This is a genomic window from Natranaerofaba carboxydovora (genome assembly GCF_022539405.1).
Lineage (GTDB): Bacteria > Bacillota > Natranaerobiia > Natranaerobiales > Natranaerofabaceae > Natranaerofaba > Natranaerofaba carboxydovora.
The window spans coordinates 1,235,051-1,250,539 of sequence record NZ_CP054394.1; the positions used below are offsets into that span (position 1 = coordinate 1,235,051).

Below are 15,489 nucleotides of genomic sequence, written 5' to 3' on the forward strand. Positions count from 1 at the left end.
TTTCATACCCCCCAAAATTTTTGTATTACTCTAGCAGGTGGTTTTTCAGTTAATAGTGAAACAATTACAAATCCTGCAAGAGACAAGACTAATGTTAATACAATAGGATGCATACCAAGGGGTGTGGGCCAGTAGATATCAAATAATATAAAGGAAAGAACTCCTAATATTATAGAGGTGTAAGCACCTTTAGTATTAGCACGTTTCCAGTATATGCCTAAAACAATTGGCCAGAGAAAAGTTGCTTTTAAGCCTCCAGCTGCATAAAGGTTTAACCAAACCATTAGATCAGGTGGGTCAAAAGCCATAATAAATACAACAGCCCCCATAATTATAGCACTTAAAAATGTAATTAAAGATGTCCTTTGAAGTTTTGGATTTATTATATTTGCATAGACGTCATTTACAATTGCACCAAGCCCTACAAGCAGCTGGGAATCGATAGACGACATTACTGCAGCAAGAGGTCCCGCTAAGATTAGACCTGCGATCCAATTTGGGAAAAGATGAGTTGTTAGCTTTGGGACTACTAAGTCCCCTGATTCAATTCCAGGTAATAAGACTGCTCCAAAGGCTCCAAGTAAATGCATCCCAAGTAATAAAATCATTGTTATAATTGTTCCATAAATAATAGCATCTTTTAAACTTTTGCTATCTTTGTAACTCATTGCTCTTGTTGCTACCCTGGGAAGACCTACTACACCGAAACCAACTAATACCCAAAAAGAAGTAACGTAAGCTATTGTCAAAAATTCTGGATCAGTACCATAAGGTGATATCATTCCAGGGTCTAGCTTGTACATGTCCTGAATTATGTTATTTATCCCTCCTCCTGCACTAATTGCAGCAAATATAACAGCTGATACACCAACTGTCATAACAATCCCCTGCAGTGTATCTGTTAGTGCCACCGCCCTAAAACCGCCAATAATAGTGTATATGAGTATTGTGAAGGCAAAAAAGATCAGGCCAACTTCATAGGATATGCCAAGAGCACCTTCTAAGAGCCTTACAGCTCCTATTACTTGTGCCGTCATTGCAGCCAGCAAAAAAAATACAACAGATAAAGAGACAATGACTACAAGTAATTTGCTTTCATAACGTTCTTTTAAAAAGTCTGTTATTGTCACTGCGTTAATTTTTCTTGCTATTATTGCAAACTTCTTCCCCAGAACTCCAAGGGTAAAATAACCTGTAGGCATTTGAGCCATTGCGAGAAAAACCCATGCTAGACCATATGTATAAGCTGTACCTGGTCCTCCGATGAAGCTTCCAGCACTTAAATATGTTGCTACAAGAGTCATAGCCAGCACAAAACCATTTAAATTTCGATCGCTCATCAAATATTCTTTCAAAAAACCTTTGCCCTCGCGCTTGGTAGCTCTGTAAACATATCGCATGCTTATAAAGCCAATTATATAAATGATTATAAAATAAATAATTAGAGGTATTAATGCATCAAATCTAACTTCTTCAGCCAACGTCATCACTCTCTTCGTCACTACTGTTGTCTTCTACGACAAATTCTTCTGGTACTGTTTCTTCGAGGGAAAAATCTACAAAATATTTATTAACTAAAACTACTGTTAATACAGTAAAAAGTAATGCTCCTACAATACAACTCATAAAAAACCATAAAGGAAATCCCATTACAAAAGTATACTCTGAAGGATCTTTAGATCCAAGGCCATATCCCCATGAAAACCACCAGATCAGATTCGCTAAACCTAAGCTTACACAAATTAAAGCTTCTTTGTTGCACTGTTTGTATCTTGGGTCTTCTTTCAAATAGCGCCCCTCCTCATTATTAGATATAATATATTGATGATACTTTATATACAACAATGTTTTATTCTCAATAACTTAAGTATAAATGCATAATATATAGGTTGTCCATAAAATTATAAAAAAAAAGCCCAATTGAGGGCTTATTTAACAGGCTCAAACCTTGCAGTGAAAAATCTAAGAACGGGTGCCTCATACGTAAATCTAAGCCCAACTAATTGATCTCTTTTTTCATATAATTTAATAACTGAATCAGCTACTACATCAAGGTGGGCGTAAGTATAGACTCTTCTTGGAACTGTTAAGCGGACAGTTTCAAGGTTAGGATAAATATTGTTTCCATCTTTATCTCTTCCTGCCGAAACTGCTCCTCTTTCCATACACCTGACTCCTGAATCTAAATAAATATTAGCGGCTAATGTCTGAGCAGGAAACTCTTCTCTTGGTATATGGCTTAAAAATTTACTGGCATCTAAGTATACTGCATGACCTCCGACAGGTTTTACAATTGGTATACCTGCTTCATCTAACTTATCACCTAAATATTGAAGCTGGTTAACTCTGTGTTCGATGTAATGATAATCTAAGGATTCATATATACCTCTTGCCATAGCTTCCATATCTCTGCCTGACATACCGCCATAACTGGGCATTCCTTCGTATACTACAACTAATTGAGTTGCTTTTTGGTACAAGCTTTTGTCATTTAGGGCCAAAAAACCTCCAATGTTAACTAAAGGGTCTTTTTTGCCACTCATAGTAGCACCATCGCCAAGGCTCATCATTTCTTTTAGGATTTCAGAGATACTTTTATCTTCGTAACCTTTTTCTCTTTCTTTAATAAAATAAGAATTTTCAACACATCTTGTTGCATCGAAGATAACCTTTATTCCATGTTTTTTTGAAATATCTCTAACCTGCTTTAGATTTTCCATACTAACAGGCTGGCCACCTGCCATATTTACTGTAACTCCAACAGCTATGTAAGGTATTTTTTCTGGTCCAACTTCATTTATAAGGTTCTGGTATTTTTCTAAATCTACGTTTCCTTTAAAAGGGTGATTAGAGTTTGGGTCATGTGCTTCATTAATAATAACATCCCTGAAGTTACCACCAGCTAATTCTTGGTGTGCCCTGGTTGTTGTAAAATACATATTGCCGGGAATATAGTCGCCTTCTTTTATCATGATTTTGGATAGGATGTTTTCTGCGCCGCGTCCCTGGTGGGTTGGTACCACATATTTATAACCAAAAACTTTTTGTACTGTGTCCCTTAAATTATGCCAGTTTTTGCTTCCGGCGTATGCTTCGTCTCCTTGCATTAAGCCAGACCATTGGTTATCACTCATAGCTGATGTGCCACTATCGGTCAGAAGATCTATATATACATCTTCTGAATCTAGCAGGAATGTATTATAACCTGCTTTTTTAATAGCTCTTTCGCGGTCTTCTCTTGTTGTCATCCTTATTGGTTCAACCATTTTTATTCTGTATGGTTCGGGTGGATATTTAGTCATTAAGCGCTTCTTACCTCCTATGTATGACTGTTTCGAGAACTTGTGATGCTTTTAGAACAGTTATTTCATCATAATGCTTTCCTATTATTTGTAGTCCAACTGGTAAGTTATCCTTTGTAAAGCCACAGTTAATTGATGCTGCTGGTTGACCGGTAAAATTAAATGGATACGTATACCCCATCCAAGACATTCTGCTTACTTTTTCGCCGTTTATTTTTGAGGGTCCTATCGGTCCTCCATCTTTAAAATCAAATGGAGGTACTGCAGTTGTTGGTGTTAATAGTAAATCATACTTTTCAAAAATAGGCCAAATCTTTTCCCACAGTTCATCTTTTGCCTTCATAATCTTACTTATATCTTTACCTGAAATTTTCTCTCCCACTTCAAAAAAACCTGAATATTTAGGGTCCATTTTTTCTTTCCATTCATCTAAATTATCTTCCATAGCAGCAAGGAAATCAGAGATTGTAATGTTTTGTAAATGTTTTACCATGTCTGGTAAATTTAACTCAATCTCATCAACTGTAAATCCTTCTTTTTCAAAAGTTTTTGCACTTTCTCTAGTAATATTTTTTATCTCTGAATCTATTTTATTATATCCAAGGTTACTACAATAAGCTATTCTTAAATTGTTAGTCTTTTTAGCTAAAGAATCATAAAATTTGTCATAAGTATCGGGCAGTGCCAATCTATCTCTAATATCCGGACCAGCCATGATATCAAGCATCATGGCTGCGTCAGCAACACTTCTTGTGATTGGGCCTTCATGGTATAATCCTTCCCATCCAGATAACCTTGGATAGCAGGGTATACGTCCACTAGTTGGTTTGATACCGAATACTCCACAAAAAGCGGCCGGAAGCCTAATAGATCCCCCCACATCATTGCCTAGCGATAGTGGTGAGATGCCTGCTGCTACTGCGGCAGCAGAGCCACCGCTAGATCCGCCAGGTGTTTTGTCATAATCCCAGGGGTTTTTTGTATCGCCAAACAAGCTATTATCAGTAATCGCAAGAAGTGCAAATTCTGGCAAGTTAGTTTTTCCAATAATAATCGCACCTGCTTTTTTTAACCTTTCTACCATAATTGCATCTTCTTTTGGGATATAATTTTCATAAAGTTTAGAACCAAAGGTAGTCTTAATATCTTTTGTATTTATATTATCCTTTATTACCAGAGGTACTCCAAAAAAAGGTCCTAAATAACTTTTATTGTCATCAGAATCATCTATTAATTTTTTTTCAGCTAATTTTGCTTCTTCTAATGCTCTTTTTTCTGTTGTATGAATTACTGCATTTAGTTTAGGATTTATTTCGTTAAGCCTATCAAGATGAAATTTTATTACTTCAACGGGAGAAACCTCTTTATCCTTAATTGATTGACTTATCTCAATTCCGGTTTTCCATATTATTTCTTTCATCTAATTTCACACACCTTATGCTCTACCTATAATATATCCATATGGATCTACTTTATTACGTAAAAGCTCTAACTCTTCTTTCGTTGGCGGTTTACTGTCAACCAAATCATCGCTCCATAGCAATTCAAATCCTGTATTTTCTTCTATTTGCTTCCTATCAATTCCCGGATGAATACTTTCAACCTGCATTCGCTTTTCATCTTCATCATATCCCATAACGCACAAATCAGTTATAACTTTGTAAGGTCCTGAACCGGGAGGCAGACCAGCTTCTTCCCTTTTTCCTTTGCCTGATAGATATCCTGGGGTAGTAAGGAAATCTACTTTTTCAACAAATCTTTTGCTGTCATGGGGTGTCATAACCATTGTGTTCCAAGCAAGCGAAGCTAGGTCGTTGGCTCCTCCACTCCCTGGTAGCCTTACTTTGGGTTTTTCATAATTATCTCCAATTATAGTTGAGTTGAGATTTCCATGTTTGTCTATTTGGGCACCACCCAAAAATGTATAATCAACCATACCCATTTGACAATACTCCATTATTTCAGCCATACTGGTAGCCTGTATACCTTTATAAAATGTTCTAGAATCACCTACACTAATAGGCATTGTGGGAAGCTGTGGTCCCATTCCCCCTGCTTCAAACATAATCACCAAATTAGGGGCAACTGTCTTTTGACTAAGCATTGCAGCCGCACAAGGAGCTCCAGTGCCAACAACTACAGTACTATTATCCTCCAAGTTTCTTGAAGCAAGGGTTATCATAAGCTCCATTTTATTATATTCATTTCCAGACATTGTAATCCCTCCTCATAAGCATGAAATATCATCATAATTATCAATCTAATTTATTGATCTAAACCTTCCAGTTCTTCAAGGTCTTCAATTAGATTTTCTTGTCTTCTTAGCTCTTTGATTCTTTTAATACCACCGCAAAGTTCTAGATACTCTTCGAAGTCCTTTGTGTTATGAATATATTCTTCAATAAAAGATTCAATTTCACCTTTGCTTTCTTTTTCTAACCAGAGCTTTAGATGTTCCTCATCGCTAAAATATCTATATGCCATATTACCGGGATAGCAACCAAATGGAACTTCTGCTACTGCATCAACAAGGAAATAAGGTATTTTTACTTTGTCAGTTTCATTTCTCATCTGGGAATGTGGAACTAACTCTTCAGTAGTAACAATAACTCTTTTTGCACATTTTACTAAATCAGTGTCACTTACTTCGATTCCTTCAATTTGGCAATTTCCGTATATATCAGCTTTGTGGACATGGATAACGGCAACATCAACATTTAATGCAGGAAGTGCAGCTAACTTTTGACCAGTGAAAGGACAGTTCATAACTTTGGCTCCACTGTATTTAAAGGTATCAGTACCAAGAAGGACTCTAGTAGGTAAAAAAGGCAGTCCCATAGCAGCAGCTTTGTAGCGCCAGGCAAGAGCCGCATTACTCCATTCTGTGACTTTGATTCCGTATTTTTCAAAAGCATCCCTAGCACTTTTTGATAAGCCTCTGGCTTCAAGACCAACAACATATGCTGCATCACAACGGTCAACAACTTTCCCAGCCATTAATATTTGCCCGTCATGAGTTGCAGTATGACCTGATAGACCAATATTTTTCTTTTTTTGCCGTACTATTTCATGGTAGACTGCAGTTGGAATTCTATTTGTACCAAACCCACCAACACCTAAATAAGTACCATCTTCAATAAATTCTTCTACTGCTTTTTTAACTGTAGTGACCTTTGGAACTTTTTTTCTAGGCTTTTTCTTAAAATATTCTCTGGCTCCATCTGCGTCGGGTTCAACAAATAATTCGCCGATTCCTTTTTCTAAATTGACCAATTCCTCATTACTCATTAGCCTCACCTTCCTTATTATTATTTATATTTTTAAAGTATACCTTGCTAATTAAATTTTATACAATTATAGAAGTTTGTACAATTAAATTGTATAATACAACAAAAAGCAAGGCAAAATTAAGTGGTGTTTCTAATAATCAATTCTGGTTCAAGATAAGTATGCTGAGGTTTATTTCTTTCATTACTTATGTTATTCATTAGTGTGTCTACAGCAAGGATGCCCATTTCTTCTTTTTTTGAGCTATAGTAGTTAAAAGTATATTTCTGTGCCCGCTAATATCTATATTATCATACCCAATTAGAGCTATGTCTTCAGGGATACGATAGCCTTTTTCTTTTATTATTTCCATTGAGGCAAGAGCTATTAGATCATTGCTTGCAAATATTGCAGTTGGAACAGGTGAAGTAGATAGAAGTTCATTGGTAAGCTTGTACGAAATCTCTTTGCTAAAAGGTCCCTGTTTAATATATTTTTTTTCAATTTGGAGCCCTTTTTCTTTCATAGCTTCATAAAAACCTTCTAACCTTTCTGAGGCTGTAGAAAGATTATTAGGCCCAGAAATATAAGCTATTCTCTTATGCCCTTTTTCAATTAAATGGTTAACAGCTAACTTGGCTCCTTCTTTATTTTTTGAGGCAATAAAAGCAGCTTTTTTTAATTTTAAGCGTCTGTTACAAAATACACAAGGGTAGTCTGATCTTACTAGCTCTTCTGCTTTTTTATCGTTAAGGTTTACAGAAGAAAATATAATCCCATCTACTCCCTTTTGTCTTAAAAAATCGATATAGAAGTCTTGATTTTCTTTTTTATTGTCTGTATTACACAGCACTACATTGTAATTAAATAACTTTGCTCTATCAGTAATATTTTTTGCAAGTTCACTGTAAAATGGGTTTGTTATATCTGAAACTATTAGTCCGATGGTATTTGTTTTTTGTAAAGCAAAATTTCTTGCCATTTCATTTGGCTTATATCCTAATTCTGTCATTGCTTTAACTACTTTTTCTTTAGTATCTTCATTAACGTAATTATAATTGTTTAATACCCTGGAAACAGTTGCTGGAGAAACACCTGCTTTTTTGGCGACATCTTTTATAGTAATATTCATTATTATCACATCCGGTAAAAATATTATTTGATTATAAAACTGCTTTATAATGTTGTACTAAATGTACTATATATTACTCTATATATTATTCTAACATAATTAAGTTTGTCCCCGTATAGGTAACGGGGACAAACTTAAGTTTTTTGTTTTTTAGTTACATGAACATTAAGCCAATTGGAATTACAATACCAGAAAGAATCAGAGCCATTATGCAATAACCCATAATATCTTTGGCGCCAAGCCCGGCAATTGCAAGTGCTGGTAGTGCCCAGAAAGGCTGAATCATGTTTGTCCAAGCATCACCCCATGCTACAGCCATAGCAGCTTGTGCATAGTCGACATTTAAGGCTTCTGCTGCTGGCATAACTATAGGAGCCTGTACAGCCCACTGTCCTCCACCTGATGGAACGAAGAAGTTTAGGATACCTGCACTTAAGAAAGTAAAGATTGGGAATGTTGTTTCATTAGCAAACCCAATAATAGATTCTGACATAATAGCCGCTAGACCAGAAGCTGTCATCATGCCCATTATACCTGCATAGAATGGGAACTGTACGATAATTGGCCCTGCTGCTACAGAAGCATTTGGTAGTGCATTCAAAAATCTTTGTGGAGTACCATGAAGTAATATTCCAAGGAACAAGAATATAAAGTTAACTATATTAAGATTTAGATCAAAGCCCTGATTAGCAAAGTAATATACTACATAAATCATTCCAAGGCCACCGATTATCATTGAGATAGCTCTGCTGTTGTTGATATAATCAGATACTGTTTCAAGCTTTGCATTTTCGGTGTCATCTACTTCGTCTTCCAACACTGCAGGATCAACTTCAATAATATCTTCTTCTTTTGGTATCATTGCCCGGTTTAATATTGGTAGCAAAATTATTAGTGCAAGTACAGTGAGAAGGTTGGCAGGATTAAAAATTGTTTGTGAAGTAGGGATTACTCCCATAATATCAGCAAAATCGTGTCCCTCTCCTGCAATTGCAAGAGTTACTGAACCTGCAAGCCCTGCGTGCCATACTAAATAACCAGAATAAGCACTTGCTATTAGAAGCCTGTAATCTACCCCTTTAACAACTCTTGCCACTTCTTTTGAAAATAGCGCAAGAACAACTAGTCCAAAGCCCCACTGTATCCAGGAAGCTATTGCACCTACAATTGTAACCATTACAATTGCCTGGGGCATATTCTTTGGTACAGAAGCCCCTGCTCTTAAAATACTTTTGATTGGCCTACTGTTTGCAAGGATGTGACCGGTAACAAGGATCAGAGACATCTGCATAGCAAATTCTAATAGGTCCCAAAATCCTTCTCCCCAGTACCTTGTCATGTCAATAAAGCCGGCATCTGTCATACTCCATCCCATTAAAAACACAACAAAAGTCAATATAATAGCAAATAGGAATGGAGCAGGTAAATATTTTTGCATTAAGTTAACAAAAAACCTACTGGTTGCTTGTAACAATTGATCTCCCTCCTTAAAATTTAGTAAAATTTAATTTAAAGTTAATATTCTGTATTTTTATTAATTTTTGATAAATTTTTTCAAAAATTATTACCAGGCAATCCAACCGCCATCTACGACTACTGAACTCCCGGTTACTAGATTGGCTGAATCTGAAGCAAGAAATAGTACTGCACCAGTTACATCTTGAGGTTCTCCTACTTTTCCTAGTGGAATCCTGTTTTTAACTTCTTCTAAGAAATCCTTATCTTCAAACATTGGTTCAGTAAGAGGAGTCTTTATAAAAGTTGGTGCTACACAATTAACCTTAATGTTGTATGGGGCTAACTCAACTGCCATTGCTTTAGTTGCCTGGGTAAGACCACCTTTGCTAGCGCAATAGCCTACGCGCTTGTAATAACCAACAAAAGCCATCTGAGAAGTAATGTTAATTATTTTACCTTCTTCATGTTCTTTCATGATTTTGGCAGCTTCCCTGGACATGAAAAATGCGCCTTTTAGGTTAGTGTTCATCATTGTATCCCAGTCCTCTTCTGTGACATCAAAAACGTGATTTTGGATGTTAAGACCTGCAGAGTTTATTAGGATATCAATTTTGTTCACAGAACTTCTTAACCTTGTAAAAAGATCTTTTATCTCGCTTACTTTGCTAATGTCGCAAGCCTCAGTGATACATTCACCGCCCATATCACTGATTACTTCTTGTAATTCTTGTAAATCTTTTTCGGTCCTACTGACAGCAATAACTTTGGCTCCGGACTTTATTAACGAAAGTACTATTGCTCGTCCAATACCTTTGGTGGCACCTGTAACTATAGCATTTTTACCTTTAAGATTAACATTAACTTCACTGCTTTTCATATTTTCACCCCCTTTGCATATAAAGTCTTTCTAAATCTATTTTTTTACCTGCATACTATAAAATATAATTATTGGAGTGTGGATGGATTAGTATGCAGGTAAAAACTGGCTAAAGAGCGTTACTTAAAATGTTATAAGCATCTTCTTCTGTTATCCTTCTTGGATTGTTATCTAATAGTCTTGTAACACCCATGGTTGCACTAGCAAGATCTTTAATGTTATCTTTATTAACACCAACATCGGCAAGGTTTTGTGGTATTTTAACATCTTTAGACAAATCTTTGACAGCTTTAACTGATAGCTCTGCCTGTTCTTTTAATGATTTGCCTTCTGTAGCTTCTCCCATGGCAGATGCTATTTTTGAAAACTTCTCTAAGTCGGCTGCAATATTAAACTCTAAAACATAGGGTAAGAGCAGTGCGTTAGCTATACCATGACTAACATCAAATTGTCCTCCTAGTGGATAGGCAAGAGCATGTACACCTCCAACTCCTGCATTAGCCAGCGATATACCGGCAAAAACACTACCTAGTGCCATCTGTTCTCTAGCATATTGATTTTTGCCATTTGAGACTGCTGATCTTAAGTTTTTGCTGATCAATTCGATAGCTTTTAAAGCATATAGATCAGTATGAATGGTTGCTTTTGGAGCTGTATAAGATTCTATAGCATGTGTTAGGGCATCCATCCCTGTTGCAGCTGTCATAGCAGGTGGTACAGACAGAGTCAGATCTGAATCAACTATAGCTACCTCTGGCAAGAGATACTTACTAACTATGCCCTTCTTTAATTTTTGCTTCTTATCAGTAAATATGGCATTTTTTGTGACTTCTGCCCCTGTTCCTGAAGTTGTAGGGATCAAAACTTTTGGGATACCTGCTTTAGGTATTAAATCAACCCCTGCATAGTCTAGAATGCTTCCACCGTTTGAAGCTAATACGGAGATACCTTTTGCCACATCTAAAACACTACCACCACCTAATGCGACGATCATATCAGATTTTGCTTTATTAAATTCAATGGCTGCTTTGTCAACATTTTCTACACTTGGTTCCTGTTCTACATCTAAATATTTTACAATTTCAACGTTCATTGGTTTTAATATCTGGGTCAATTCCCCAACGAGTCCTGCATTATCTAGACCTTTATCAGAGACTAGAAAAATACTTTTTGCGTTTCTATCTTTAACTTCATCTTTTAGATTTTCTAATGCTCCTTTGCCAAAATAATTTACTTCCGGTAACATAAATGGTGTGACACTCATAGTTATTGCCCCCCTTCATCAAATTGTTCAAGTGATAGTTCATTTAACTTAGCTTTTGTTGGTGCGCCGTCATCATCTAACCCTGCCATTTTGTAATAACTAGTTAGAGCTTTTTCAAATTCATTCTCTTCTACTTTGTTTTTGTCTTTTAGTGGGCCAGAGGATATAGTTTCAAATAGTCTCTTTGGCAGCTTGTCATCTTTTTTGGTAAAGCCTTCTCTTTGGTTGAATACTTTCATCATTACTGAGGCTCTTTCTCCTGCTTTCATAAGTTCAAAGTAACTGCTATCCCAGCCGGTTACAGCACTAAATACTTTGTACAATTGCGGTAGTGAGACGATACTTCTTGAAATGTAGCCAAATACACAAATACCAAGACAATCATACATCATGGTTAACATGTGGGTGTAATAGACAATTTTGGCTTTTCTTTCAGATAGCTCATCTGCAGGAACAGGCTCGTTAATGCCGATTGGTTTAACTGAATTTAGACCTAAAGAATCTTTTTCCTGGTAAAATGGATCATGTTGTGCTACCCAGTGATCTGCACCGTGAGAAGATATAACGTATTGTAGTCCAAGTCCAGCTTTTGCTCTTGGGTCATGGGCAGGTAGTTCTTGACCTTTAACTTCAAGGAGAAAGTCTTCTGCATTATTTCCAATATCTTCTGCTAGCTTTTTAGAGCCAAGGGCTAATTTTTTGCCAAAGCCTTCTTTGTTAGCTGTTTTTTCGATTAGATCAAACAGAATTTCTTTGTTGCCAAAAGTTAGCTCATATCCATCAGTATCTTCTTTTGTTATTAGTCCTTTTTCATAACATTCCATAGCAAAGGAAATAGTCATTCCAAGGCTCATGGTATCAAGAGTGTATCTATTGCAAAGTTCATTTGCTTTTGATATTAGTTCGATGTCATCTATGCCAAGATTAGAACCAAGACATACAAGAGTTTCATATTCAGGCCCTCCAAGGGCTGGATCTATTTTGTAGTCATAATCTTCTCTATCTAGCTCTACAACTCTTTTACATCTAATTGGACACGAATAACAACCTTTTCTTTTGATAAGAATGTTTTCTAAACTCTCAGCGCCAATTTTTTCAGCGTTTTCAAATACGCTATCCTGCCAGTTATTTGTTGGTAGTGTGCCACCTGCGTTAACTGCAGTGATTCCTCCGGCAGTTCCATTTTTGTATAACCCATAAGCTAAGGGATGGTCTTTCATATTTTTTGCTACCCATCTGGTGATTTCTTTTGGGGTGTCATAATCATAGCATCCAACTTCATTGTCACCTTTTACAACAACGGCTTTTAGATTTTTTGACCCCATTACTGCGCCCATGCCATTTCTACCATTAAAGTGAGCAAGTTCGTTTGCGATGTTAGAGAATAATACTTGATTTTCTGCCCCCGGGCCAATACTAGCTATCTTTACTTTCTCTTCTTCATTATTTTTTATTACTTTTTCAGTTTCTAGAGTATCTTTGCCCCAAAGTTTAGAAGCATCCTTAATTTCTATTTGATTGTTATCAATATTTATATATACTGGGTTCTTGGCTTTACCTTTAACGATTAACGCGTCAAACCCGGCTTTTTTTAGCTCTGGTCCGAAGAACCCTCCTGCTTCTGACTTGCCAAAAGCACCGGTAAGAGGAGATTTAGCGCAGACAGTATATCTTGGTACTGCAGGGGCTTTTGATCCTGTTAATAGCCCAGGTGCAAAAACCAATACATTATCTGGACCTAGTGGGTCAATTCCTGGCTTGACGTGCTTCAACAGAAAATATGCTCCGAGGCCAAGGCCCCCCATGTATTTTCTGTAAAAGTTCTCGCCGTAACTTTCTATTTCATAGGTTTTTGTTTCTAAATCTACAAACAATACATTTCCCATAAATCCGTAGCTCATTTGATAACACCTCCTGTTAAAAATTTATTTAAATTAGCCGCCGCCAAAAATGGGAAAAAGCTTCACTTCATCACCGTCATTTAGTTTAATACTTTCTAAAGTTTCATAATTAGTTACAAGTTTGTCGTTTATTAAAATTACTCCTAGCTCTCCTTTAATAAAGCCGTAAAATTCAATTAAATCTTTAAGTGTGCTGCTTTCTTTGATAGTAACCTTATTAACTTTAGTTTCACTTTCTACTGAATACCTTTCGAGAGGACCGTTCAAAACAACTGTTATAGTTATATTATCCTCCCCCTACAATTTTCTAATAAATGAAAACGGTTTCATGGCCTCTTGATGCTTATTTCTAGGGAGAAACAAAAATTCCTCTATTTTCTCAAAAAAAAATTAATTTTTTCTAATTTTCGTTACTACACATTCTTTAAATGAAAGCGATTTCAATATTAACAAAAAAATAAAAGCCATAAAAAAAGCAAGCTTAAAGCTTGCTAAAAACTCTCGTTAAATATTAATTAAGATCGATATAGCTGAATTTATTCCCACTCCACTCAAGGAAACTAATTAAATCTTTAGAATTCAACACGATACTAGCTGTATTAACATTTGGATGTAGCACTATATTCTTATCGTCACTTATATCTTTATCAATGATGATTTCAACGTGATTTTCTTCATCATTAATTGCTCCGAAAGGAGAAACTGCTCCTTTGTCAAGCTTTAGATATTTATGTAACCTTCTTTCTGAAGCAAAACTAAGCCTAGAACTTTCTATTTTGGATGCTAATTGTTTAAGATCTACGTTTTTTTCTCCAGTTAATACAACAAGATAATGCTTGTTTCCTTTATTATTACGTAAAAATAAATTTTTACATATGCTTGCATTTACCCCTTCTACCTCTTCTTCTAACTCTTCAACAGTGTATACCGGCTCATGAGAGTATTTATCATAGTTTATGCTCAAACTATCTAAAACCTGATATACTTTTTGTTCATTGCCTTCCATTTTGATTGCCCCTCCCTTATATTGTTTATTCGCTAATATTTTCCTCGATCCTTTCTTTATATATATCAGCCTGTTTCAAAACAGTATTAGAAAAGTCGCTTTCAGCAGTACCATGTGTTTGAATATAACTTTCAAGATTTTCCGATCCCATATTATATGCACTTAAAACCCTATGGAGGTCTCCATCATATTTTTCATATCGTTCCTTAAGGTAAGTCGTGCCTATTTTAATATTGTATTTTGCGTCAAAAAGTAACTCACTATTGAATTCATATCCGTGACTATTTGCCACTCTCTCAGCTGTACTAGGCATAACTTGTAATAAACCTCTTGCGCCAGCCACACTACCAACATTTTCCGGGTCAAAATTACTTTCTACCTGTATCAATCCTAAAACAACATGGATATCTATACCATATTCTTTTGTCTTTGTTACTAGCTTTTCAACTTCATCCATATTAAGGGTGTTATATTCTGAAACTACTTCATAGACTGCATTAACTTTATCAGAGATTCTGTCTTCCTTAGATTTATTTTGAGATTCATTTTGATCTTCCTTATTTTTTTCATTAATTTTTTCATTTTCATCAACATCCAGGTTGTTATCTTTAATATATTCTTCGCTTACTGTAATTTCCTCGTTTACAATTTGAACGTATTTATAATCATTTGACCAGTTAATTTCTAGATTAAAGGCATCCTTTAAAGCTCTTAGGGGTATCACTGTTCTATCTTTTTCAGTAATCTTTGCTTTTGCATCAAGCTCCAAAACTTCACCATTATGTACAAAGCTTGAATCATTAATGTTAAACTGTAACTTTAAATTATCTTTAACGATCTCTACCTCACCGTTATCACCGTTATCACCATTCCAGTTAACTTCAGCATCTAAAGCTCTACTAACGAACCTTAACGGGACTTGGGTTCTATCGTTTTCATCAATAAAAGGTTTTTGATCTGGGAAATATATTAAATGTTCATTAACAAATAGTGAAACTTTTTCATTGTTATCCATGTTATCCTCTTGACCATACGTAACGTTGGTATTTACAATACCACTTACCACGGTGATAGTTACTAATGTGCAAACTGCTAAAAGTGCTGCTTTTTTTAGCATAACTTAACATCTCCTTTGGTTAATTTAAATAATTGTTTTAAATTTTGTCTTTCAATTAGATATTATATACTCTATACTAAAATAAGAAAAGGATTTAACAAAAAAGGATTATTTTAAAAGGATTTGGTAAAATTTCATAGAACTAATAACTAGTGTTAAAATAAT

General features: G+C 35.6%; 14 protein-coding genes. All 14 read right to left on the minus strand.

The window, feature by feature from the left end; genetic code table 11:
- Positions 1-2: 2 nt before the first annotated feature.
- Positions 3-1,481 carry a sodium/pantothenate symporter gene (gene panF / locus ACONDI_RS05980; protein ID WP_241080557.1) on the minus strand — a complete coding sequence of 493 codons (1,479 nt, stop codon included), beginning with the start codon at positions 1,479-1,481 and terminating at the stop codon, positions 3-5.
- On the minus strand, positions 1,474-1,788 hold the full coding sequence (locus ACONDI_RS05985; RefSeq protein WP_241080558.1) for a YhdT family protein: 315 nt from the start codon (positions 1,786-1,788) through the stop codon (positions 1,474-1,476). The genes panF and ACONDI_RS05985 overlap by 8 nt, the downstream gene beginning before the upstream one ends.
- Positions 1,789-1,928: 140 nt before the next feature.
- Entirely contained in the window at positions 1,929-3,302 is a 1,374-nt protein-coding gene (locus ACONDI_RS05990; protein ID WP_241080559.1) for a tyrosine phenol-lyase, read from the minus strand.
- 10 nt (positions 3,303-3,312) lie between these two features.
- The gene (locus tag ACONDI_RS05995) at positions 3,313-4,722 is read right to left on the minus strand and encodes an amidase (protein ID WP_241080560.1); all 1,410 of its coding nucleotides are present in this window, start codon (positions 4,720-4,722) and stop codon (positions 3,313-3,315) included.
- A gap of 15 nt (positions 4,723-4,737) precedes the next feature.
- A complete protein-coding gene (locus tag ACONDI_RS06000) occupies positions 4,738-5,517 on the minus strand; it encodes a CoA-transferase subunit beta (RefSeq protein ID WP_241080561.1) in 780 nt (259 codons plus the stop codon).
- A gap of 50 nt (positions 5,518-5,567) precedes the next feature.
- Entirely contained in the window at positions 5,568-6,590 is a 1,023-nt protein-coding gene (locus ACONDI_RS06005; protein WP_241080562.1) for a CoA transferase subunit A, read from the minus strand.
- A 208-nt stretch (positions 6,591-6,798) separates the two neighbouring features.
- Positions 6,799-7,701: a LacI family DNA-binding transcriptional regulator gene (locus tag ACONDI_RS06010; protein ID WP_241080563.1), complete on the minus strand. Its 903-nt coding sequence runs from the start codon at positions 7,699-7,701 to the stop codon at positions 6,799-6,801.
- Between the two features lie 154 nt (positions 7,702-7,855).
- Positions 7,856-9,175 carry a short-chain fatty acid transporter gene (locus ACONDI_RS06015; protein ID WP_241080564.1) on the minus strand — a complete coding sequence of 440 codons (1,320 nt, stop codon included), beginning with the start codon at positions 9,173-9,175 and terminating at the stop codon, positions 7,856-7,858.
- Positions 9,176-9,265: 90 nt separating this feature from the next.
- Positions 9,266-10,036, minus strand: a complete 771-nt coding sequence (locus ACONDI_RS06020; protein WP_241080565.1) for an SDR family NAD(P)-dependent oxidoreductase — start codon at positions 10,034-10,036, stop codon at positions 9,266-9,268.
- A gap of 109 nt (positions 10,037-10,145) precedes the next feature.
- Entirely contained in the window at positions 10,146-11,300 is a 1,155-nt protein-coding gene (locus ACONDI_RS06025; RefSeq protein WP_241080566.1) for an iron-containing alcohol dehydrogenase, read from the minus strand.
- Between the two features lie 2 nt (positions 11,301-11,302).
- Positions 11,303-13,201 (minus strand): aldehyde ferredoxin oxidoreductase family protein, encoded by a 1,899-nt coding sequence (locus tag ACONDI_RS06030; protein WP_241080567.1) that lies wholly within the window; start codon positions 13,199-13,201, stop codon positions 11,303-11,305.
- A gap of 33 nt (positions 13,202-13,234) precedes the next feature.
- The gene (locus ACONDI_RS06035) at positions 13,235-13,468 is read right to left on the minus strand and encodes a MoaD/ThiS family protein (protein ID WP_241080568.1); all 234 of its coding nucleotides are present in this window, start codon (positions 13,466-13,468) and stop codon (positions 13,235-13,237) included.
- A 244-nt stretch (positions 13,469-13,712) separates the two neighbouring features.
- On the minus strand, positions 13,713-14,207 hold the full coding sequence (locus tag ACONDI_RS06040; RefSeq protein ID WP_241080569.1) for a prolyl-tRNA synthetase associated domain-containing protein: 495 nt from the start codon (positions 14,205-14,207) through the stop codon (positions 13,713-13,715).
- 25 nt (positions 14,208-14,232) lie between these two features.
- Positions 14,233-15,324 carry a stalk domain-containing protein gene (locus ACONDI_RS06045; RefSeq protein ID WP_241080570.1) on the minus strand — a complete coding sequence of 364 codons (1,092 nt, stop codon included), beginning with the start codon at positions 15,322-15,324 and terminating at the stop codon, positions 14,233-14,235.
- Positions 15,325-15,489 lie beyond the last annotated feature (165 nt).

What these genes read in the sequence shown, in the direction of transcription:
- ACONDI_RS06020 (WP_241080565.1), bottom strand. Translation starts at nt 10,036, where the DNA reads ATGAAAAGCAGTGAAGTTAATGTTAATCTTAAAGGTAAAAATGCTATA.
- ACONDI_RS06000 (WP_241080561.1), bottom strand. Translation starts at nt 5,517, where the DNA reads ATGTCTGGAAATGAATATAATAAAATGGAGCTTATGATAACCCTTGCT.
- ACONDI_RS05995 (WP_241080560.1), bottom strand. Translation starts at nt 4,722, where the DNA reads ATGAAAGAAATAATATGGAAAACCGGAATTGAGATAAGTCAATCAATT.
- ACONDI_RS06045 (WP_241080570.1), bottom strand. Translation starts at nt 15,324, where the DNA reads ATGCTAAAAAAAGCAGCACTTTTAGCAGTTTGCACATTAGTAACTATC.
- ACONDI_RS06025 (WP_241080566.1), bottom strand. Translation starts at nt 11,300, where the DNA reads ATGAGTGTCACACCATTTATGTTACCGGAAGTAAATTATTTTGGCAAA.
- ACONDI_RS06040 (WP_241080569.1), bottom strand. Translation starts at nt 14,207, where the DNA reads ATGGAAGGCAATGAACAAAAAGTATATCAGGTTTTAGATAGTTTGAGC.
- ACONDI_RS05990 (WP_241080559.1), bottom strand. Translation starts at nt 3,302, where the DNA reads ATGACTAAATATCCACCCGAACCATACAGAATAAAAATGGTTGAACCA.
- ACONDI_RS06005 (WP_241080562.1), bottom strand. Translation starts at nt 6,590, where the DNA reads ATGAGTAATGAGGAATTGGTCAATTTAGAAAAAGGAATCGGCGAATTA.
- ACONDI_RS06030 (WP_241080567.1), bottom strand. Translation starts at nt 13,201, where the DNA reads ATGAGCTACGGATTTATGGGAAATGTATTGTTTGTAGATTTAGAAACA.
- ACONDI_RS06010 (WP_241080563.1), bottom strand. Translation starts at nt 7,701, where the DNA reads ATGAATATTACTATAAAAGATGTCGCCAAAAAAGCAGGTGTTTCTCCA.